This window comes from Pseudoalteromonas sp. A41-2 (assembly GCF_015767615.1).
GTDB lineage: Bacteria > Pseudomonadota > Gammaproteobacteria > Enterobacterales > Alteromonadaceae > Pseudoalteromonas > Pseudoalteromonas lipolytica.
Genome location: NZ_CP065231.1, coordinates 1,983,343 through 2,005,208, shown reverse-complemented (window position 1 = coordinate 2,005,208; position 21,866 = coordinate 1,983,343). Strand labels below are relative to the sequence as shown.

Genomic DNA, 21,866 nt, shown 5'->3' with positions numbered 1-21,866 from the left:
CTATCCCATCTAATTAAAATATCTTACACTGTGTCAATTAGTTAGTTTCAAGCAAGGACAGTGTAAAGTGCTGAATATAATTCAATCAAATCGCATGGAAGCACTGCAAGCGCGGTTTCACGCTCTTCTTAAAGTTAATCCGTTAACGAGTCCATTCAAAAAAGAAATTGTGCTTGTGCAGTCACCCGGTATGTCGCAGTGGCTAAAAATAGGCTTAAGTGAACATTTAGGCATTGCCGCACAGGTTGATTTTCCACTGCCATCTAGTTTTATTTGGCAGCTGTATCAGCAACTATTGCCCGATGTGCCCAGTGAATCTCCCTATAATAAAGCAAACCTTGCGTGGAAGCTGTTTGCTATTCTGCCTGATTGTATTGACGAGCCGTTGTATTTACCTCTAAAAACGTATTTAGATGGCGATACTGATGGCCAAAAGACCTTCGCATTATGTGAAAAAATCGCCGATGTGTATGACCAATACCTAATGTATCGTCCACATTGGATTGCCACGTGGGAGCAGGGCACAGATCAACTTGATGATGTTGATATAGGCATAGCACCTTGGCAGCCTGATCTTTGGCGTAGGCTGGTGGCGCACAGTAAACAACTTGGCCAAAGCCATTATCATCGTGCCAATATGCAAGACCAATTACTCGCTGCGCTTGAAACGATGGATAGCAGCTTATTACCCGAGCGTATTAGCTTATTTGGTATTTCGGCGATTGCCAGTAGTCAGCTTGAAGTGTTCCAAGCCATTGCGAAAAAAACGCAGGTGTTTCTGTTTTTCTTCAACCCAAGCGAGCACTATTGGGGTGACACTTTAGATGAAAAAACGGCTGCTAAAATTGCTGCAAAATATGCCAAACGTCCGCACCTAGATGCGCTTGAAGACCATGCAAAAAATCCCGACCATGAGTACTTTTTTATTGGCAATCCGCTGCTATCATCGTGGGGGAAATTAGGCCGAGATTACTTTGAGCAATTATTGCAGCTAGACGCGCAGTGGTTAGATGGTTTTGAGAATGAATTTGATGACACTTTATTATCGCAAATTCACGCTGAGATTTATCAATTAGCGTTTAAAGGCGAATCGCTTACACCCGATAAAGAATGGTTTATTAACGATGAAGGTAAACTGCCAATTAAAGCAGGCGATACCAGTATTGTGCTCAGTGACTGTCACACGCCACTGCGTGAAGTAGAGCGGCTTCATGATTACTTATTAAATTTGTTTAACCAAAACCCACACTTAACGCCGAAAGATATTATTGTGATGATGCCCGATGTTGGCACTTACAGCCCGTATATCGAGGCCGTTTTTGGTGGTGCAGAAGGTCGTCGTTTTATTCCTTATGCGTTAGCCGATTTAGCCATTGAACAAGAAAAGCCTGTACTGAGTTCATTTGCAAGTTTGGCCGATTTACCTTACTCACGGTTTGGTGTGTCTGACATTCTTGATTTACTGCAAGTCACACAAATCGCCGAAAAGTTTAACTTAGAGGCTCATGAATACGAACAAATTGGCTTTTGGCTTGAGCGAGTGGGTGTTAAATGGGGTTTAGATGCCGCGCATAAAGACAGTTTTGGTCTTCCTGCTATTGATTTAAATACCTGGCAGCATGGGTTAAACCGGTTACTGCTAGGGGTGGCACAACGTGATGAACACATGCCATTTTCGGGAATTTACAGTGCCGATGAAGTCGAAGGCATGGCGTTAAATACCCTTAATAAATTAATTGAATTTATTGATGTATTGGCTCGTTATAAAGAAAAACTACACGATGATGCACCATTAAACGAAAAAGCCGCGATTTTAAAAGCCCTGCTTGGCGAAATTTACAGTGATGAGGGCGAGCAAAGCTGGGATTTACTGGTACTGCAAAAAGTGCTTGATACGCTCATTAAGCATTACGAAAACGGTGATTACCAAGGGGATGTTTCGCAGCGTATTGTTAGCTATTTAGTGAAGCAAGGTATTCAAGAGAAAGGCGTAGGACAGCGCTTTTTAGTTGGGCAAGTGAACTTTTGTACGCTGATGCCAATGCGTGCCGTGCCCTTTAAAGTGGTGTGTATGCTGGGTCTGAACGATGCTGATTACCCTCGTACCGTGCAGCCCATTGGTTTTGACTTAGTGCCGTATTCAAAACGCCAAAAAGGCGACCGTTCGCGTAAACTAGATGACAGGTATCTGTTTTTAGAAGCCATTTTAAGCGCCCGTGAAAACTTATATATCAGTTATATTGGGCGCTCGTGTTTTGATAACCAACCAAGAATGCCCTCAACACTCGTCAGTGAGCTGTTAGAATACATCGCCCGTAGCTTTAAATTTGACGATGAAAAAGACTGTCACGCAGCACTGCCCGAGGCGCTGATTAATTATCAGCACTTGCAACCGTTTAATCCTGCCTATTATCTTAAGGCTAAGCAGCCTGCGGTAACGCAATTGCACAGCTATAACCCGGTGTGGATACCCGCTCAAAGTATTACGCCAGAGCCACAGCAAGACCTGTGTGTATCACCCGATCAAATTGTTGAGCTAAACCAGTTTATTCGTAGTGTGTGTCAGCCGCACGAAAGCTTTTATCAGCAGAGTTTGGGCTTAAGGTTGCCGCAATTTAATGATATTGCGAAAGATGAAGAGCCATTTAGCCTTGATGCACTGCGTCGCTATTTCTACTTAGATGAAATTTTAGAGGCCAGCATTCTTGAAACGCCACTTAATAAAGCGCAAATCATGCAACGCGGTGAGTTGCCCCAAGCGCATGTTGGCGATTTGGTGTTTGAAAGTATGCAGCACCGTGTTGATGCGTTAGCAGGGCAGGTGAAAGCCCATATTCAAGATGATGAGTTGCTGCCAATTGAAGTCAAAATAACTCTTGAAAATACCACCTTAGAGGGCTGGCTTAACCACATTTACGGGCAAAAACAGGTATTTTATCGTACCGCAAGCATTAAAGCCAAAGACGTGATTAAGGGCTTTATTCAGCATTTAGCTGCACAGATCATGGGCCAACATGTTGAAACCTTAATACTTGGTTTAGATAAACAAATTAGGTTTTCAGCGCTTTCACAAGACGATGCACGTGGTTATTTGAACGATTGGTTTATGCTCTATAAAGCATTACTTACACGGCCAGTGGCATTTTTTCCAGTAAGTGGCTACGAGTACATTAAAACAAATAAAGACATGGCAAAAGCGAATAATAAATTTGCCCCGCAATATATCGGGGTGGGTGAAGGAGAAAACCCCTATATTCGCCTAACCATTCGGAATCTAAAAGACTGCGAAGACGAGTTTATTCATTGGAGTGAGCTGCTTTTATCGCCGCTGGTTGAATTAGCGCAGGAGGCTGACCATGCAAACGCTTAATCCTATTAGCATGGAGCTTTGTGGGCAAAGCCTGATTGAAGCCAGTGCCGGTACAGGTAAAACGTACACTATAACGGGGTTGTATTTACGTTATTTATTGGGCTTACAAAAAGCGACGGACGAAGATGGCACTGCGCTTTTAAATACCCCGCTCAGTGTTGAACAAATATTGGTTGTTACTTTCACTGAGGCGGCTACTCAAGAAATAAAAGACCGTGTGCGCGCACGTATAATCAATGCCAGAGATGCACTGCTGGGCAAAAATCCTGAAGATGAATTAATTAGTCAAATTATCAATGAAGTTAATGACAAACACGCGGCGTTTGATTTACTCGACGCTGCGGCCAAATCAATGGACGAAGCGGCTATTTTTACTATTCATGGCTTTTGTCAGCGCATGCTCAAACAGCACGCGTTTGAGTCGGGTGTAGCGTTTAACTTAGAATTTATTTTAGATGAGCGAGAGCTCATTCAAGAAACACTCAATGATTTTTGGCGTGCCTTTGTATACCCACAGTCAAAAGCGCGCACAGAAGCGATTATTGATATTTTCCCGGTGCCAGCGTCGATGTATTCGCACGTGGTCAGCTTGCTCAGCAAACAAGGGGCGATTATTACCCCTGAATACAACCTTGATGAAATATGGCAAGCACGCGATAACTTTGTCGCAAAAGTACCTGCTTTTAAAAAGGCATGCCGTGACAGTGAATTTATCAATGCTGTAAAAGCGTCTGATCTGAGTGGTTCTAAAACGCCAGGCCGCAAAAACAGCCTTGCAGCGCTTGAAGAATATCTAAACAATGACGACACCTTTTTTGTATTTGGCACCAGCAAGTATTCGTTTGAAGTTTGGAGCACAGAGAATTTAAGCGACCCTGCGAATTATAAGAAAAACGGCAGTTTGCTTAGTCACGCAATGACGGCACAGTTTGATGAAATGGCCAAACTGAGTAGCCTTATTAATAACGGCTTGAATATTGCGATAGTGCAATATGCAACAAAATGGGTTGCGAATGCACTTATAAAACGTAAGCAGGAGCAAGGGGTTATCACCCCTGATGATTTGCTAACTAACTTGCATCAGGCACTTTGTAGCGACCAAGGAGACGTGCTAAGCGAAAAAATAGCGGCCTTATTTCCTGTTGCCATGATAGACGAATTCCAAGATACCGACCCAGTGCAATACGGTATTTTTAGCCGCATTTATAACGCCAAAAATACCACACTCGCTATGATAGGCGACCCAAAGCAGGCTATTTATGGTTTTCGTGGTGCAGATATTTTTACCTATATTGGTGCCAAAAAAGCGGTTGTTGCGCAAAAACAATACACATTAGACACTAACTTTCGCTCAAGTGAAGGGGTGGTCGAGAGTGTAAATCGCATTTTTTCTAAAAACGCTAATAGCTTTATTTATAACGATGCGATTCCGTTTCAAGCAGTTCATGCAAAGGGGAAGCCTGAAAACAAAGCGTTTTTAATCAATGGCGAAACCACCAATGCATTTGAGTTTTCAGTGTTTGTTGATGAATACGCTCAGGCTAATAATAAGCCAACCAGCAAAGGGGTTGCCCAGCAGGCGCTTGCCCAGCACTACACACAAAAAATCACACGCTTACTTAAGCAGGCGCATTCAGGTGAAGCCACAATTGCTGGCAAAGCGGTCACCGCTGCCGATATTTGTGTATTAGTGCGAGATAGAAACGAAGCACAACTGATGAAGTCGGCGTTGAGTGAGGCAGCCATTGCCAGCGTGTATTTGTCTCGCGATAGCGTTTTTCAGCAAGAGCTTAGTCATCATTTATTAAACTTTTTAACAGCGCTTCATGGTCAGTACGATGAATCATTATTGCGCGGCGTACTGGCAGGCCCCTTGTTTTGCTTAAGCTATAACCGTATTTATGCGTTACATGAAAACGAAAGCGAATGGCAAGAACATTTAAACTTTTTCGCTCAGCTTTCACATATTTGGCATAAGCAAGGTGCGATGGCGATGCTTGAGCGCTTACTGAGCCACAATCAACTCGCTGCACGCTGGCAGGGGCTTGGTTATAACGTGGAACGTTGGCTGACAGATTTTCGCCATTTAGGTGAAATCTTGCAGCAAAAGCAAATTGAACTAGAAGGCACTCATCGATTATTGCGCTGGTTTGCGCAAAAGGTCAGCCAACAAGAGGGTGAAGCGGTGCAAGTTCGTCTTGAAAGCGATGCCAATTTAGTAAAAATCGTCACGATGCATGCTTCAAAGGGCTTGGAATATCCGATAGTGTTTATGCCGTTTGCTTGTGGCTACCGTGAAACCAAAGAAGCGCTTTATCATCATAACGGAAAACTGGTTTACGACCTTGCTAACGGTGATGAGGCCTTACAAAAAGCAGAGCAAGAACGTTTAGCTGAAGACTTGCGTTTATTGTATGTGGCGTTGACCCGTGCTGTACATTTTTGCTCAGTCGGTGTGTATAACATCGCACAAGGGCGCAGTAATCGCCCTGGTATACAAAGTACCAGTATTGGTCATGTACTGTTTGCAGGGGAAGAAATTAAATCGGCTGATGAGTGGCACAGGTTATTAAGCGATTTTTGTGCTCAGTCAGCGCATATGCATTTTGAAGCTTTTACGCAACCCGATGAGGTCACTGTGCTTGACCTAACAAGCACAGATGCTGAGCAGTCATATCAAGTCAACACACTCGAAACCCACATTGAACGAGATTGGCGTTCAACCAGCTTTAGTGCATTAACCTTTAAAAAGCAGACTGATCATATTGAACTGGGGCGCAGTGATGAAGATCACGAAAAAGATGAATTTTTAGCGCAGCAAGCAGTGCAACTAACCCCCTATAGTTTCCCGAAAGGTGCGAAGCCGGGCAGTTGTTTACACGAAATATTTGAGCAATTGGACTTTACGGATCCCTATGCATTGAAACGACCTGACAACGAGCGTGACGACCATGCTCTTGATAAGGTAATAACAAAACTGTTTGCCAAGTATCACATTGATGATAGTTGGGAGGCAATGACCGAAAGCTGGATCAATGCCGCTTTAAAGTGTCCACTAAACGATAAAGGGCTTTGTTTATCGGCGCTTTCGCCTGAAGTGTGTTTAGTCGAAATGGAGTTTAATTTACCGTTATTATCGCTTTCAAGTGATAAGTTAAATCAAATTTTGGTAAAGCATTTTGGTTTACCGGGCAAACTCGACTTTACTGATGTGCAAGGTTTACTAAAAGGCTTCATCGATTTAATTTTTTGTTGGCAGGATAAGTATTACATTCTTGATTATAAGTCGAACTTTTTAGGCAACAGCGCAGCTGATTATCAACATGATCAGCTTGAGCAAGCGATGAGCAGTCACCAATATCATTTACAGTATTTGATTTACACTGTTGCACTGCATCGCTTATTACAACAACGTGTTAAAAATTACGACATAGAGACCCATTTAGGCGGCGTGTATTACACCTTTTTACGGGGCATGAGTGATGGCCAAGGGGTGTACTTTAATCAGCTTACAAAGCAGCAAGTACTTGAGCTGGATAGTTTATTTGCACGAGGAGCAATGTTATGAGTCAGATGACATTTGGCTTTGATGAACGTGAACCAGAGCAACCTCGCAAACACAAAGAACCGTTAAAGGAGCCTGTACAGGCATTAGAGGGGACTGAGGTTGAAATGAAAACACAGCCCTTACTGGACTTTTTGTTAGAGACGAAACGTATTCGCTTAGTGGATGTAAAACTTGCTGAGCTTTTAATAGGCACTGATACCTCCCAGAAAAATGAGGTGTTCTACCTTATTTTGTTGCTTGCCGTCGCTCAGCAAAGCCAGCATAGTTGCTTAGATTTAAACGCTATTAATTGGCAAAATCCGTTTGCAATTAGAGAACAGGCAGTATCGGAGGCAAGCATTGCTGCACCTGATATTATTTCGCCGTTTTCAGAAAACTATGACGCGCAGCAAGCTGAAACACAGCTCATGGCTGCAGCTTGTGTGGGTGATGACAAGCCACTGCTGCTGTTTGCTAATAAGTTATATTTTGCGCGATTAGCTCAGTATGAAACTGTGTTAGCGTCACGTTTGAGTCATTTGGCAGCAAAACCACTAAACATCGATGAAACGGCGTTAACTGCGCTTTTGACAGAGTATTTCCCTGATGAAGCTCACCGTGAAGACCCCGCAGATCCTATTAAAACGTTAAATTGGCAAAAAGTAGCGTGTGCCATAGCCGCCACCAAAGGCTTTAGTGTGATTACCGGAGGGCCAGGCACCGGTAAAACCACAACTGTCACCAAATTATTAGCTATTATGCAGTCGTTGTATGCCAGTGCACCGTTGACAATTAAGTTGGTTGCACCCACGGGTAAGGCCGCGGCTCGTTTAAGTGAGTCAATTTTGGGAGCGAAGCAAAAACTCAGTATGATCCCAAAAGACATCGCACCGCTTATTCCTGAAACGGCACAAACGATTCACCGCTTACTTGGCGTGATTCCGCACACGAATAAATTTCGCCATAACAAACGTAATCCACTGCATTTAGATGTGTTGATCATTGATGAAGCCTCCATGGTTGATTTATCGTTAATGGCAAAATTAATTGAGGCGCTGCCAAGTCATGCTCGGTTAATTCTGCTGGGAGATAAAGACCAATTAGCCTCAGTTGATACTGGCAGTATTCTCAGCGATTTATGCCAAGGATTAACACTTGAAAAAATGCCCGCCTACAGCCAAGCGCGGGCAGAGCAACTCAATCGGGTGTGTTTTAATAATCGCGCCGTGCTTTCACACAGTGAAGACAGTTACTTGTTAAGCGACTGTATTGCGTTTTTACAGCAAAGCTACCGTTTTGACGGCAAAAGCGGCATAGGTCAATTAGCGCAAGCTGTTAATACCAATAGCCAAGGGTTACTTGGGTATGTTGAGCAAACGGTGAACGAGGGCGGCTTTAGCGACCTTAAACTTAATTACAATGTGATTAACAAACCGATTGAGCATTTTGTTCAGTTAGCAGCCCAGCATTATCAGGCGTATTTAACACTGATACGCGAAGGTGCTGGGGTGGCTAAAGTGCACAATGCTTTTTCTGACTATCAATTACTGGCAGCGGTGAAAGAGGGCGATTATGGCGTAAACAGCCTTAATCTTAGAATTGAAAAAGCACTGTCACAACAAGGGCTTATTTCACCGTATCAGCGCCATTATCTGGGCATGCCCATTATGATCAGCCAAAATGATTATCAGTTAAAACTGTTCAATGGTGATATTGGTATTTTAATGCACGATGAGCAAGGTCAACTAAAAGCAATGTTTATTGATGAGCAAGAAAACATTCGTGCTTTTTCGCCAGCTCGTTTACCCGCTCACGATAAAGTGTATGCCATGACTATTCATAAATCGCAGGGCTCTGAGTTTGCGTATACAGCGATGATTTTACCGCCAATAAATCAAGCAAACCAAGGGATCAACAGACAGCTTGTGTACACGGGGATCACTCGTGCAAAAAACACCTTTGAGCTGGTGGCAGATAAAAACGTGTTACTAATGGCAATGAATAAATCAGTTACCCGAGCATCGGGTTTATTCGATAGGTTAAAACATGCAGCTAGTTAGCGTGACTGATGAGCATTTAACTAAGCTAATGGGTTGGTTTAACACAGAGGCGGACCTGCGTATTTGGTCTGGGCCATTTTTTAACTTCCCATTTGATGCACACAGCTTTAAACAAGATTTAAATCTTGATGAACTGAACTCATACGCGCTGGTAAATAATGAGGGCCAGATGTTGGCTTTTGGCCAATATTACTTACGTGAAGGATGCTGTCATTTAGGACGTTTGGTCGTGGCTTTGAATATGCGGGGGCAAGGGCTTGCAAAAATACTGATTAATTTATTAAGCGAGCAGGGCAAACAGCAATTGCACTGTAATACAGTGTCGTTGTTCGTATATACCCACAATACCTTGGCCATTGCAGCTTATAAAAAATTAGGTTTTCAAGAATCCAAGTACCCAGCCCTAATGCCTTTGGCAGATTGTATCTACATGGTTAAATAAAAAGAGCCGATTAGTTCGGCTCTTTTCACAAGATTATTATTTAATGTAATCAACTATTTAAGGTAATCAACCACTAATTGCGTCATGGCGTTGACACCCAGTTGTAATGCTTTCTCGTCTGCAAAAAAGTGTGGTGAATGGTTACTCGGCGCTGTTACGGCATCTTGACCTTTTGGCGTAACTCCTAAGAAAAAGAACATTCCTGGTGTTTCTAAGGCATAGTAACTAAAGTCTTCTGCCCCTGTTATTAATGGCGTTGTGATCAGGTTTTCTTTGCCAACCACACCTGCAAGTGTTGGTGTCATTTTCTTGGTTAATTCAACATCGTTCACGGTGACTGGGTAACCGTGATCAATGTGAACATGCGCTTCTGCGCCACCTGATTCAGCCACCATTTCGGCGGTTTTAGCTAAGCGTTTTTTAATATCAGCACGCATGTCTTGATCAAAAGTACGAATTGTACCGACCATTTCAACTTGATCAGGGATTATATTATTACGTACACCCCCATTAATGGCACCAAAGGAGACAACAGAAGGGGCTTTCGTTACATCAACTTGGCGTGATGCAATGGTTTGCGTTGCCATAATAATTTGTGATGACGCGACAATGGGGTCAACCCCATTCCAAGGACGCGAGCCATGAGTTTGGCGACCTTTTACAGTAATCGTAAACTTATCGGCGCTGGCCATTAGCGGCCCTTCACGAAAACCAATTTGCCCTGTGTTTAGTGAGCTGGTGACATGTAAACCAAAGATGGCTTCGGGTTTTTCTTTAAATAAGCCTTCTTTTAGCATTAGTTCAGCACCCCCTTCTTCGCCATCGGGTGCACCTTCTTCTGCAGGTTGGAATACAAATAGAATATCGCCAGCGAGATTATCTTTAATTTTTACCAAAGACTCAGCAGCAGCCATTAAGATTGCAACATGATTATCGTGGCCACAGGCATGCATAACACCCACGGTATTACCTTTATATTCAGTTGTTTGTGTTGATGCAAAAGGTAAATCAACTTGCTCTTTAACTGGCAGGGCATCCATATCTGCACGAAGCGCGATAAGTGGCCCTTTTTTGCCGCCTTTTAATTTGGCCACCACACCGGTGTGAGCTACGCCTGTTTGCACTTCTAGTCCTAATGAGCGAAGGTGTTTAGCAACATACTTTGCCGTTTCAAATTCACGATTGCTCAGTTCTGGATATTGATGCAGATGGCGGCGCCATTTTATGACCTTTTCACTGACACTTTTGTTGGCTGATTTAAGTTCTGTCTCTATATCACTGGCAAATGCAGGAGCAGACATAGCACTGAGCAGTAAGCTGGTCGAAAGTAGTTTGTTAAACATCCTGTATCCTCTTATTATAAGTAATTGCACTCATAACAATGTAAGTATAAATAATTGAATGAACAAGACCTTTCGATAATTAACCACGATAAATGGTTTAAAAATCGCAGCCAAGAGTTTAAGCAACACTTACTTAAAAACGCTAAATTAATCACGTGTAATGCAGGTGATGCCTTATTTTTGCGCGGTGATGAAAATACGGGTTTGTATTGTGTAATAAGTGGGGTGTTACGTGTATCGGGCGTAAACAAACAAGGTAAAGAAGCGGTGCTTAGTTTTGTAACAAGTGCCATGTGGTTTGGTGAAGTGGCGCTTTTTGATGGCGGCAAACGAACCCACGATGTGTATGCCCATACTTCAGTGCGCCTTATACATGTGTCTGAACGAGCACTCACTCAATTGCTGAACGAACACCCGATATACTGGCATGATTTTGGGGTGTTATTAACCGAGAAAGTGAGAAGTTTGTTTGATTCTTTAGAAGATCATGCGTTACTTACGGCAAAGCAAAAAGTCAGTAAGCGACTGTATATGTTGTGCCACTCATCGGGGCAAACTAGGTTGCCACTTTCTCAGCAACAACTTGCCGATATGACTTATTTAACACGGCAAACAGTGAATCAAATATTACAATCATTGCAAACAGAGTCAGTTATTAGTCTTAAATATCAGATAGTTGAAATAGAAAATTTAGATAAACTCTTAGCTCAATGTTAGCTTGGAACTAAAATTGCTACATCTTTTCAGACAAGTTTAAAGGACGATTACGTGTGGCTATTACTTTTCATAACCAATATAAAGCTTATCATTACTCAGGCACTAATAAACTTGAGCGAGCACTGGATGTATCAGAATCAAAATTGATGCCTCAAACGTCTTCTGATGCACAAAGTCTATTAAGAAAACAACCCGAACCAAGTTCATTTTTAGAGACAGCAAACGAAGCTTTTGTTTATCAGCGCTTAGGGGTAGATAAAGAGAAAATCGATGAAATCAAAGCGCAAATAGAAAAGCTTGCGGAACAAATGCAACAACAAGGTGCAGATACCAAAGCACTGCAAGAAAAAATGAATGAGTTGCAAGGCATGCTTGATGAAGAATATCAAAAAGGACGCGAGCGCATGGATATGCAGCCCGAAGCCGAAAAAGGCAAGGTCATCGATGCGCTAGTTTAATGCAGTTACTTTAAAATGTCGGCTAGATGACATTCTTAGTGGTAAATTTTCTGCTAATCTGAGTTTTGAACACAGTTTTGGCAGGAATAATAATGAAAACTCTCAAACAACAGCTGAGCAATTACGCCCTTTATCACCGTTCAAAACGCAATATCTATACACATTTTATTGGTATTCCCTTGATTGTGTTTGCCATTATTTGTTTATTACAACGCGCAACAATCATGCTTGAACCCGTTACGTTAACAGTGGCAAGCATTGTTATTGCGATTACGTGCCTGTATTACTTAATGCTCAGTGTTTCTATGGGGCTAATTATGGCTGTGTGCTTTGCTTTATTAAGCATTATTGCACAGCCTGTCGTTGTGCTTTCAACATCAATGTGGCTGGCTGTGAGTGTGGGCTGCTTTGTGGTGGGTTGGCTATTTCAATTTATGGGTCATTACTATGAAGGTAAAAAACCCGCCTTTGTTGATGACATTATTGGCCTCGTTATTGGACCCTTATTTGTTGTCGTAGAAGCCTTAATCATACTTGGTTTTTATAAAGATGTTGCTTATTACATTGAGCAACATGCAGGTCCACATAAAGCGTAATAACAGCAATAATAACAATAAGAAAAGGAACACACATGAATTTAAAAGATAAAATAGTTTGGGTTACGGGGGCATCATCAGGTATTGGTGAAGCACTGTGTGAACAATTGGCTGCAAAAGGGGCAATCTTGGTTTTATCTGCCCGTAATGAAGATAAATTAAAAGCACTAAATGCACGTTTAGGCGGAATGCATCATGTTGTGCCACTCGATTTAGCAGAGCCTGAGGCGCTGCTTAAAGAGATGCCTGCGGTTGTTGAACGTATTAAGCGTATTGATGTGCTAATTAATAACGGCGGGGTGTCGCAGCGCAGTTTGTTTTTAGAAAACGATTTCAGTGTGTATCGCCAGTTAATGGAGGTGAACTACTTTGGCCTTATTGCATTAACGAAAGTGGTCGTGCCGCAGATGGTTAAACAAGGTATGGGCATGGTGGTATCGATAAGCAGTGTGGCGGGTAAAGTTGGCTCTAAATTCAGAACCGGTTACTCGGGCTCAAAATATGCGGTTGTGGGGTTTATGGATTGTTTGCGTGCTGAACTGGCAGATAAAAATGTCAATTGTTTAACAATCTGTCCCGGATCAATCAAAACAGCCATTGCGCATAATTCGTTGGATGGACAAGGTAAACCACAAAATAAACCCGAAGAATCGATTGAAAATGGGATGGATGTTGGCAGAGCTGCTGCGAAAATGATCAAAGCCATAGAAGCGGAAAAGGATGAGGTTGTCGTTGGTGAAGGGATCAGCGGTTTAGCGCCGACAATTAAACGCTTTTTCCCTCGCTTTTTTAATCGACTAACGGCACGAATGAATTACCGGTAAAAGCAAAAACGTGACCGTGAATGATTATTAATAAAAAACACGCAATTAAATTGCGTGTTTTTTATACTGTGAGGTGAAATTATTTGCACTTTAATCGATAAAAGGCATGCGTTAGCTATGGTTAAACGGGGAGGTATTAGCATACAATGGAGAAAAAGTAGTCCAAACAAGAGAGAACAACAATGGCCGCATTTGGTACTGTATTTATGCCACACATGATCCAAGCACGCTTTGCAGACAACACATGGAGTGAAAGCGCGCTGGTCCCATCTGATAAAATCGAATTACACGCAGGTGCTCACGTATTACATTATTCAAGCACGTGTTTTGAAGGATTAAAAGCATTTCGTCACGAAGATGGCTCGGTCTATATCTTTCGTATGGACGCAAATATTGCCCGAATGAAGCAAAGCTCAAAGCTATTAAACTTGCCTGATTTTGATGAAAGTATGCTTGAGCAAATGATCAAAGACATTGTTAAAGAGTACGCAGACGAAACGCCAGCCCCTCCGGGTTCAATGTATATTCGCCCAACTCATATTGGTACAGAAGCGGCAATTGGTAAAGCGGCTGCGCCTTCAATGAGTTCATTACTGTATGTGCTTCTTTCGCCTGTAGGTGATTATTTTGCAGGGGGTGCAACAGCACTTCGTGTATTACTTGAAGAAGACGGCATGCGCTGTGCGCCTCATATGGGTATGGTAAAAAGTGGTGGTAACTACGCCAGTGCATTAGGGCCTATTTTACAAGCACGCTCTGAGCATCAGGCTGACCAAATATTGTTCTGCCCAGGTGGTGACGTACAAGAAACGGGTGCTGCCAACTTCATTCTTATTGATGGTAATGAAATTATCACCAAGGCACTTGATAGCACTTTCTTACACGGTGTTACGCGTAATAGTATTTTAACTATTGCCAGAGATTTAGGTATGACGGTGTCTGAACGCAACTTTACCGTAAGTGAATTACTAGAGCGTGCCGCTAAGCCTGGTACTGAAGCTGCGCTTTCAGGCACTGCTGCAGTGCTGACGTCTGTTGGTACACTTATTCATAACGACCAAGAGTTTAAAGTAGGCTCGGGCGAGCCGGGTGAGAAAGTGGTGAAGTTACGCCAAGCATTGAATAATATTCAATGGGGTAAATCACCGGACAACCACGGTTGGTTGACTAAAGTATAGGCACCCTTTTTATTGCAGGGCCACGCACTTGCGTGGCTTTTTTATTGGTATTTTACATTGGTTTACAGCCTAGGCTGTGTTTAACCGCAAATTGCTAGACTTTCTATTTCATTAACTCTATTTTCTGTTTGTTAACAATAACTAAAAAGTATGAAGATTATGATTAAGAAGACGCTTGCATGTGCAATTCTAATTGCACTGGCTGGTTGCAGTGAATCAACCACAACGAAGACTGAACAAACAGTAAAAACCGCAGAGGTAAAAGCTGCCGTGAATTATCCTGAAACTAAAAAAGGCAATGTTGTTGACGAGTATTTCGGTGAAAAGGTTGCCGATCCTTACCGTTGGCTTGAAGACGACATGAGCGAAGAGACGGCGCAATGGGTTAAAGCCGAAAATGAGGTGACATTTTCTTACCTAAAGAATATTCCTTATCGAGATGAATTAAAAACGACTCTCGAAAAGCTAATGAACTATGAAAAAGTCACAGCGCCGTTCACTGAGGGCGAGTACACCTATTTCTACAAAAATGATGGCCTACAAAACCAATACGTTGTTTACCGTAAAAAAGGTGACTCAGAGGCTGAAGTTTTCCTTGACCCAAATACATTCAGTGCTGATGGCACAACCTCTATGTCGGGATTAACGTTTACCGAAGATGGCACGCTAGCAGCGTACCAGATTTCAGAGGGTGGAAGCGACTGGCGTAAAATTATTATTATTGATACTGCCACTAAGCAGCCTATTGAAGAGGCGTTAGTTGATGTGAAATTTAGTGGTATTTCGTGGTTAGGAAATGAAGGTTTTTATTATTCAAGCTACGATAAGCCAAAAGGGAGTGAGCTGTCGGCTAAAACGGATCAACATAAAGTGTATTATCATAAGCTTGGCACTTCTCAAGCGGATGATCAGTTAGTTTATGGTGGCACAGAAGAACAAAAACATCGTTATATTGGGGCTGCTGTTACCCGCGATAATCACTACTTGATCATCTCGGCAAGTACCTCAACATCAGGTAATAAACTGTTTATTAAAGACTTATCTAATCCAGATAGCGAATTGGTGACAATTTTAGACAACACAGATTCTGATACATCCATTATTGATAATGATGGCAGTAAATTGTATTTGGTAACAAACTTAAATGCACCGAATAAACGTGTTGTGACAGTTGATGCGAATAATCCAAGCCCAGAAAACTGGCAAGATCTTATTCCCGAAACAGACAATGTATTGAGCCTGACTAAAGGGGGAAATTACTTCTTCGCTAAGTATATGGTCGATGCTATCTCGCAAGTTAAGCAGTACGATAAATCAGGTAAGTTAGTACGCGAAATCAGTTTACCAGGTGTAGGCACAGCCTATGGTTTTAGTGGCAAGCATGACGCTGACACGCTGTATTATTCTTTCACGAATTACACGACGCCGGGTAACACTTACTCATTTGATATTGAGTCAGGGCAATCGGATGTTTATCGCAAGTCGGGTGCTAAATTTAACAGCGACGAGTACGTGTCTGAACAAGTGTTTTACACATCGAAAGACGGCACGAAAGTACCGATGATTATTTCGTATAAGAAAGGCACTGAACTTAACGGTAAAAATCCAACGATTTTATATGGCTATGGTGGCTTTAATGTAAGTTTAACACCAAGCTACAGCCCAACAGTTGCAGCGTGGCTTGAGCACGGTGGTGTGTATGCAGTTGCTAATATTCGTGGCGGTGGTGAATATGGTAAACAGTGGCACATTAATGGTACACAGCTTAAAAAACAAAATGTATTTGATGATTTTATTGCGGCTGCAGAATATCTAAACGATAAAAAATACAGCTCGCCAGACTATTTAGCTGTGCGTGGTGGTTCAAACGGTGGCTTATTAGTTGGTGCGGTTATGACCCAGCGCCCAGAGCTATTCAAAGTAGCATTACCGGCTGTTGGTGTACTGGATATGCTGCGCTATCACACATTTACAGCGGGTGCAGGCTGGGCGTATGACTACGGTACTAGTGAACAAAGTAAAGAGATGTTTGACTACTTGAAAGGGTATTCACCTGTTCATAACGTAAAAGAGGGGGTAACGTACCCTGCAACGCTTGTGACGACAGGCGATCACGATGACCGTGTTGTACCTGCTCATTCATTTAAATTTGCCGCTGAGTTACAAGCAAAAGGTGCAAAACAGAACCCTTACCTGATCCGTATTGAAACTAACGCGGGTCATGGCGCGGGTACACCAACCAGTAAGATTATTGATCAGTACGCTGATATCTATGGTTTCACGCTTTATAATATGGGTGTTAAATCACTTTAATTTAATGAGTGGTAACAAAAACGCCGAGCAAAATTGTTCGGCGTTTTTTGTTTTAAACGATCGTTTTTAAACGCGTATTTTATAAATCGATTCCCAAAGCAAAAATCATTTTATAGTCTTCCTTTTCAGGCACCACGGCATTCTCGTCGGCAATCGGGTCTGCTAAGTAATCCCAAACCAGAGAGATATCAAAATCAATGTCGTCAGTAATATCAATCTCGAAACTTGCCATAGCGTATTGAGAATCTCCACCTGTATCACTTTTGGCCGTGAGGTAGCGATAATTGAAGGTAAAGTCGATTTTTTTAGTAAGTTCATGCTCAAAATTAGTGCCAATAAAGTAAGACATTGACGCATTACTTTTGTCTTCACCGGTGGTGACAGTATCAAATTCAGTTTTTTGATACGCAGGGCCAGTTGAAAAATCCCACTCAGTTTTGTCGGTATCCATCACGTAATAACCGACACCTGCGCCTACAGTGTATTTATTAGCGATGTTTTGAAAAGGGTCACGGTAATATTCAAAAAAGATAGGACGGAAATACATTTTTTGAGTGTAAAACCAGTCGAACGTGCCATTGGCTCTAATGTTGTTTTTAGTTACTTGTTCATCGCTGGTGGTACGGTAGCCTAAAAACTCGGCTAAAAAGCGACTCGATGCCGTACGGCGTTTAATATCGGCTCTGGCAGAGTATTCTGTTTGGTCTGTATTACCTCGCGATAAATCAGCACCCAAGGAAATTTTTACTGTCCACGCGCTGAGCTCACTGTCGATTGAAGGGGCAATCGACACTAAATCACGATAGCGATACTTTGCCGGTAAGTCACCGACCTTTACATAACCGCCTGATATATTAAGTGTGCCACTGAGTTCTGTGCCGTCGTTAAAGCGTACTGTGTGATGGCGGTCAGAGACAATCATATAGATATCTTCACGGTCAATTACGAGGGTGTCGAGTACATCACTGTCAAATTCAAGCTCTTTATCGTACATTGCGATAAGTTCACCTTTGAGCCATTCACCTGAGTTGAGCCTTACCCAGTCAAATTGACTGGCATCTTTAATGACGACACCACGCTCTTCTAACAGTGGATCAGGCAGGGATTCATTTGCGAAGCAAGTTAAAGGAGAGAGTAAAAGCGTGCTAATAAGCAGGTATTTTTTGAGCATTATTCCAATCCATGTTTAATAAAATGCGAAAGAAAGTTGTTATAGTAATTAGGTACTAATTAAATACTAGCTCAATATTTTACCCTCTTCAAAGTCCTTAAGCAGAGGGTAAAAATAGGCGTTGATAGGTTTTATATGCGTATTCGTCACTCATCCCCGATAAGTAATCGCAGATAATACGCATTGCATTATCACCTTGTTGGTGTGCATTTAGCCACATTTCTTGGGTGGTTTCTGGCAGTAAACGCATAGGATCACTTGCAAACGCACTGAACAGTTCAATGAGTAAATTTTGCCCTTTAAATTCAACTTGCTGCATTTTCGGTTCACGAATTAAACGTTTAAATACAAAGTGTTTTAACACATTAAGAATGCTTGCAAATTCGTCGGGTAAACTAACCGTGTATTGCAAGATTTCTGATTCGAAATCAGCATTTTGCACCACTAAATTGGCGTGAATTATAAAAGTATTAACAAGCTCACCGATGGCATCTTTTCGCTCATATTCATGGTGTGAAAAAAGGCGCGCCGTAATAGAGCTTAAATGCGTTGTTAACCATGGTGAGTTTAGTGCTTGTAACTGCGTTAATGCATGGTTTTGCCAATCAGCTAATGTGAGTACTTCTGTGGCGATAGCATCTTCCAGGTCATGAACAGCATAAGCTATATCATCGGCGAGCTCCATGATGGCAGAGTCAATCGATTTATAATGTGTTTTTGCTCTGAATTCATCAACGTTATAATGGCGACTTAAAATGTGCTGGTCGTTTTTTGATAGTGGCGCGACAATCCAATCAAACACATCTTTGTCGTCTTTGTATAAGCCTTTTGCAGGACGCCAGTGATCAGCTTTAATAAAGCTGCGCTGCTCAGAGAGCGGTGGAATGGTGTGCCATAAGTCATCAATAAAAGCGGGGTATTTTATAAAACCAAGCAAAGTGCGGCGTGTTAGGTTCATACCATAGCCATTGCTGTATGGCTCAAGCTTAGAAACAATTCTTAGGGTTTGCGCATTTCCTTCAAAACCACCGTGTTCACGCATCATGTAATTAAGGGCTATTTCACCACCATGACCAAAAGGAGGGTGCCCAATATCATGAGCAAGGCACAAGGTTTCAAGTAAGCTACCACTGGGGAAATGGCTAAAATTTGGGTGTTGTTTTTTAAGGTGGCGCAGTAGACCACTGCCTATTTGTGCGACTTCAAGAGAATGGGTGAGGCGAGTACGATAAAAATCGTTTAGGCCAATGCCCATTATTTGAGTTTTAGCTTGTAAACGTCTAAATGCTGCCGCGTGAATTATACGAGAGCGGTCAACCTGCCAGGCAGTGCGGTTGTCGTTTGGGCGATATTTTTGCTGATCAATGATACGCGCTTGCCAAGACTGGCACATAAATAGAACCTTATAATTACTCGCTCAGTTGCCCTTTAGTATACGCAAGCACTTGAAAATTGCGAGTAAATTGGACGTGATTCGCAGCAAGTCATGTTGAGTTAGGGCAAAAAAATACGCTGATATTCGCGAAAAAATTAGCTCTTTGATATAATCCGCCTTTGTGTGTGCGTGGCTTTACCGCACATGAGTTGTAGTTTATTTGAGAGAATACATGCTTAAGTACGTTTTTCGAGGTTTACTGACCGCTTTTTTTGCATGGGCGTTATTATCGCCTTTCATGAATCAAGATGTTGCAGTGGAGGAGGCCGACCAAACCGAGGCAACTCAGCAGGGTAAACAGCGAGTAATTAAAAAAGAAAAGCCATTACATAATGTAAAGCTGCCTGACTTTGCGGGCTTTACTGATGTAAAAGAAAAGAAACAGGCGTTTTTTGATTTTATTCGTCCCCATGTTGAAGCTGAAAACAAGAAAATTCTACAGCAGCGTGCCAGCTTAGAAATTGCACGTATGATGCTAGAATATAATGAGCCTCTGACGAGTAAGCAGCTGTCTGATATTAAGAAAATTCTTACCAGTTATAAATTACCAACAAGTATTGATGTATTGTCTTTGACACAAGCACTGCGTCGTGTTGATATCATTCCAAAAGAACTTGCCTTAATGCAGGCGGCGAATGAGTCAGCATGGGGAACATCGCGTTTTGCGCGTATTGGCTTAAACTTTTTTGGCCAATGGTGTTATAACAAAGGCTGTGGCATGGTGCCACGACGTCGTGCAAATGAGGCGGCTCATGAAGTGACGGCATTCAAATCTGTTCGTGCTGCTGTAAGCTCTTACTTTAAGAATATTAATACCCATACGGCGTATAAAGATTTACGCACAATCCGCGCAGATTTACGTCGCCAACAAAAACCGATTGAAGCGACAAAACTAACCCAAGGGTTGTTATCGTATTCTGAGCGACGTGAAGCATACATAGAAGAATTAAACACGATGATTAATCAGAACAGAGCATATTTTGATGAATAAAGTCTTTTTATTGTTAAAAGTGGTGGGTGTGATCAGTGCATTAAGCGTTACGAGCTTTAAAGCAACTGCCAGTGAGTTTGTGATTGCATATGACGGTTTTTACGACCGTTTAAAAGTCGTAAACAAGGGGGAGTTTCAGTACGCACAAGTTAACTTTTATTTAAGTGATATTGCCACTAACGAAGTATGTACGATTAAGTCAGGTAAAATTCTAACCGAAAAACAAGAGTTCGATTTAACGTACACCGACAATGCACAGCTGTTATTGCCTTTTGATAAGCAGTTAGACACGGATAAAGCCGTGATTGTCGTACAGCCTAAAAACCCTCAGCATGATTGCCAATTAAAGCTGCAAATTGAAGCAACAGAGCTTAGTAACTTTGCACTAACAAAAGCGAATTTATTTGAGCTTAACCAAGAGTTTGATGAGCTTTTATCTGATTTGTCGGGCTTTTTTGTTAGCAAACTAATGTGGTTTTTACTACCTGAGCAACAAGGAGTCGTACTTAAATTTGACGCTCCTGCAAATATGTCGGGTGAGGGGGTTAGCTGTAAAGAAAACCGCTGCACGATTAAAATCACTGATGAGTGGCAAGATGATAAGACTCTGCTTAATAGCAGTGCAAATCTTATTAGTGCAACGCCGTGGATTGTAAAATAGCTGAGTCATCTTTTTTATAGCATAGCTAATTATTCAAAAAAGGATCTTTACAGGTCCTTTTTTTGTTGCTTTTAAATTACGCTTTAATGATTTATACCATTTTGCAAAAATACTTAATCATTTTGAGTGATTAAACCAGTCGCTACCTACGTTAAAAATTTCTGATTTACGACTGCATGGATGCAGGAGGTAGAGCAATCCAGGAGCAATTGCCGAGAACAACTAAATAACTAAATTTTTGCCTTGTTATCAACGCGGTTTTATTGCCTCAAAATAGACCACTTAATTAAGCACAATGGTATTAATCTGAAAAATCTATATCTAACACTATCTCTTAAATACAAACAAAGCATGTCACATAAATTGATTTGATGGATAAGGACGTTCGAATGTATATCAATGAGGCATCTAAACTGTCTGGGGCAACACAAAGAGCAATAAGGCTCTATGAATCAGTGGGCTTACTGACTGTTTCTAGGGTTGGAAAGTATCGAGTTTATAATCAAGAGAATATTTATTTAATCAAATTAATAAAAGAGGCTCAAACTCTGGGAGTTGCACTGTCAGATATGGTTGCTTTGAAGGGAGAAAACGAGGATTTTGATTGGCAGGCTGTCAGCCATTGCCTTATTCAAAAGCAAGCTGCAGTCGAAGAAAAGATAAAGGAGCTTGAACTTCAAAGAGAGCGCATTAAAAATTACCGAATTTCAATTGATAAGTGTATTCAAGAACTTGACTCTTACCCTTAGGTGAGAGTTTA

15 protein-coding genes and 1 pseudogene are annotated in these 21,866 nt (G+C 41.9%); 13 read left to right on the top strand and 3 right to left on the bottom strand.

Translation table 11 applies throughout. The annotated features are described in order from the left end of the window. Nucleotides 1-67 precede the first annotated feature (67 nt). The 4 genes from recC to IT970_RS09120 are packed head-to-tail and all read left to right on the top strand — an operon-like array spanning nt 68 to nt 9,419. Nucleotides 68-3,370 (top strand): exodeoxyribonuclease V subunit gamma, encoded by a 3,303-nt coding sequence (gene recC, locus IT970_RS09135; protein ID WP_196857247.1) that lies wholly within the window; start codon nt 68-70, stop codon nt 3,368-3,370. Next, on the top strand, nt 3,357-6,938 hold the full coding sequence (recB, locus tag IT970_RS09130; RefSeq protein WP_196857246.1) for an exodeoxyribonuclease V subunit beta: 3,582 nt from the start codon (nt 3,357-3,359) through the stop codon (nt 6,936-6,938). Before recC ends, recB begins: the two co-directional genes overlap by 14 nt. Before the next feature lie 5 nt (nt 6,939-6,943). Beyond that, nucleotides 6,944-8,977, top strand: a complete 2,034-nt coding sequence (recD, locus tag IT970_RS09125) for an exodeoxyribonuclease V subunit alpha (RefSeq protein WP_083633640.1) — start codon at nt 6,944-6,946, stop codon at nt 8,975-8,977. Continuing rightward, nucleotides 8,964-9,419, top strand: coding sequence for a GNAT family N-acetyltransferase (locus IT970_RS09120; protein ID WP_196857245.1), 456 nt, complete (start codon nt 8,964-8,966; stop codon nt 9,417-9,419). The genes recD and IT970_RS09120 overlap by 14 nt, the downstream gene beginning before the upstream one ends. A 53-nt stretch (nt 9,420-9,472) precedes the next feature. On the opposite strand, the gene IT970_RS09115 is transcribed toward IT970_RS09120, so the two are convergent. Beyond that, a complete protein-coding gene (locus IT970_RS09115; protein ID WP_036967817.1) occupies nt 9,473-10,762 on the bottom strand; it encodes an amidohydrolase in 1,290 nt (429 codons plus the stop codon). A gap of 54 nt (nt 10,763-10,816) precedes the next feature. Here IT970_RS09115 and IT970_RS09110 point away from each other — a divergent pair, with 54 nt between their 5' ends. The 6 genes and pseudogenes from IT970_RS09110 to IT970_RS09085 all read left to right on the top strand — a co-directional run bounded on the left by IT970_RS09110 (nt 10,817) and on the right by IT970_RS09085 (nt 16,848). Then, a complete protein-coding gene (locus IT970_RS09110) occupies nt 10,817-11,479 on the top strand; it encodes a Crp/Fnr family transcriptional regulator (RefSeq protein WP_065978513.1) in 663 nt (220 codons plus the stop codon). 53 nt (nt 11,480-11,532) lie between these two features. Continuing rightward, on the top strand, nt 11,533-11,937 hold the full coding sequence (locus IT970_RS09105) for a hypothetical protein (protein WP_065978512.1): 405 nt from the start codon (nt 11,533-11,535) through the stop codon (nt 11,935-11,937). A 92-nt stretch (nt 11,938-12,029) separates the two neighbouring features. Then, nucleotides 12,030-12,533 (top strand): Mpo1 family 2-hydroxy fatty acid dioxygenase, encoded by a 504-nt coding sequence (locus IT970_RS09100; RefSeq protein WP_196857244.1) that lies wholly within the window; start codon nt 12,030-12,032, stop codon nt 12,531-12,533. Between the two features lie 35 nt (nt 12,534-12,568). Beyond that, nucleotides 12,569-13,357, top strand: coding sequence for an SDR family oxidoreductase (locus IT970_RS09095; RefSeq protein WP_196857243.1), 789 nt, complete (start codon nt 12,569-12,571; stop codon nt 13,355-13,357). A 176-nt stretch (nt 13,358-13,533) separates the two neighbouring features. Then, nucleotides 13,534-14,535, top strand: a pseudogene (locus IT970_RS09090) (branched-chain amino acid aminotransferase); the annotation flags it as partial. A 159-nt stretch (nt 14,536-14,694) separates the two neighbouring features. Continuing rightward, nucleotides 14,695-16,848, top strand: coding sequence for a prolyl oligopeptidase family serine peptidase (locus tag IT970_RS09085; RefSeq protein ID WP_196857788.1), 2,154 nt, complete (start codon nt 14,695-14,697; stop codon nt 16,846-16,848). Nucleotides 16,849-16,927: 79 nt separating this feature from the next. Here the strand turns inward: IT970_RS09085 and IT970_RS09080 are convergent, their stop codons facing one another. Beyond that, nucleotides 16,928-18,019 (bottom strand): DUF481 domain-containing protein, encoded by a 1,092-nt coding sequence (locus IT970_RS09080; RefSeq protein ID WP_196857242.1) that lies wholly within the window; start codon nt 18,017-18,019, stop codon nt 16,928-16,930. 97 nt (nt 18,020-18,116) lie between these two features. Continuing rightward, nucleotides 18,117-19,412, bottom strand: a complete 1,296-nt coding sequence (locus tag IT970_RS09075; protein ID WP_036967839.1) for an anti-phage deoxyguanosine triphosphatase — start codon at nt 19,410-19,412, stop codon at nt 18,117-18,119. Between the two features lie 214 nt (nt 19,413-19,626). Between IT970_RS09075 and IT970_RS09070 the strand changes: the two genes are divergently transcribed. The 3 genes from IT970_RS09070 to IT970_RS09060 all read left to right on the top strand — a co-directional run bounded on the left by IT970_RS09070 (nt 19,627) and on the right by IT970_RS09060 (nt 21,855). Then, nucleotides 19,627-20,445, top strand: a complete 819-nt coding sequence (locus tag IT970_RS09070) for a glucosaminidase domain-containing protein (RefSeq protein WP_196857241.1) — start codon at nt 19,627-19,629, stop codon at nt 20,443-20,445. Next, nucleotides 20,438-21,106 (top strand): DUF2987 domain-containing protein, encoded by a 669-nt coding sequence (locus tag IT970_RS09065; protein ID WP_196857240.1) that lies wholly within the window; start codon nt 20,438-20,440, stop codon nt 21,104-21,106. The genes IT970_RS09070 and IT970_RS09065 overlap by 8 nt, the downstream gene beginning before the upstream one ends. A gap of 389 nt (nt 21,107-21,495) precedes the next feature. Further along, complete coding sequence (locus IT970_RS09060) at nt 21,496-21,855, top strand: MerR family transcriptional regulator (RefSeq protein WP_196857239.1); 360 nt, start codon at nt 21,496-21,498, stop codon at nt 21,853-21,855. Nucleotides 21,856-21,866 lie beyond the last annotated feature (11 nt).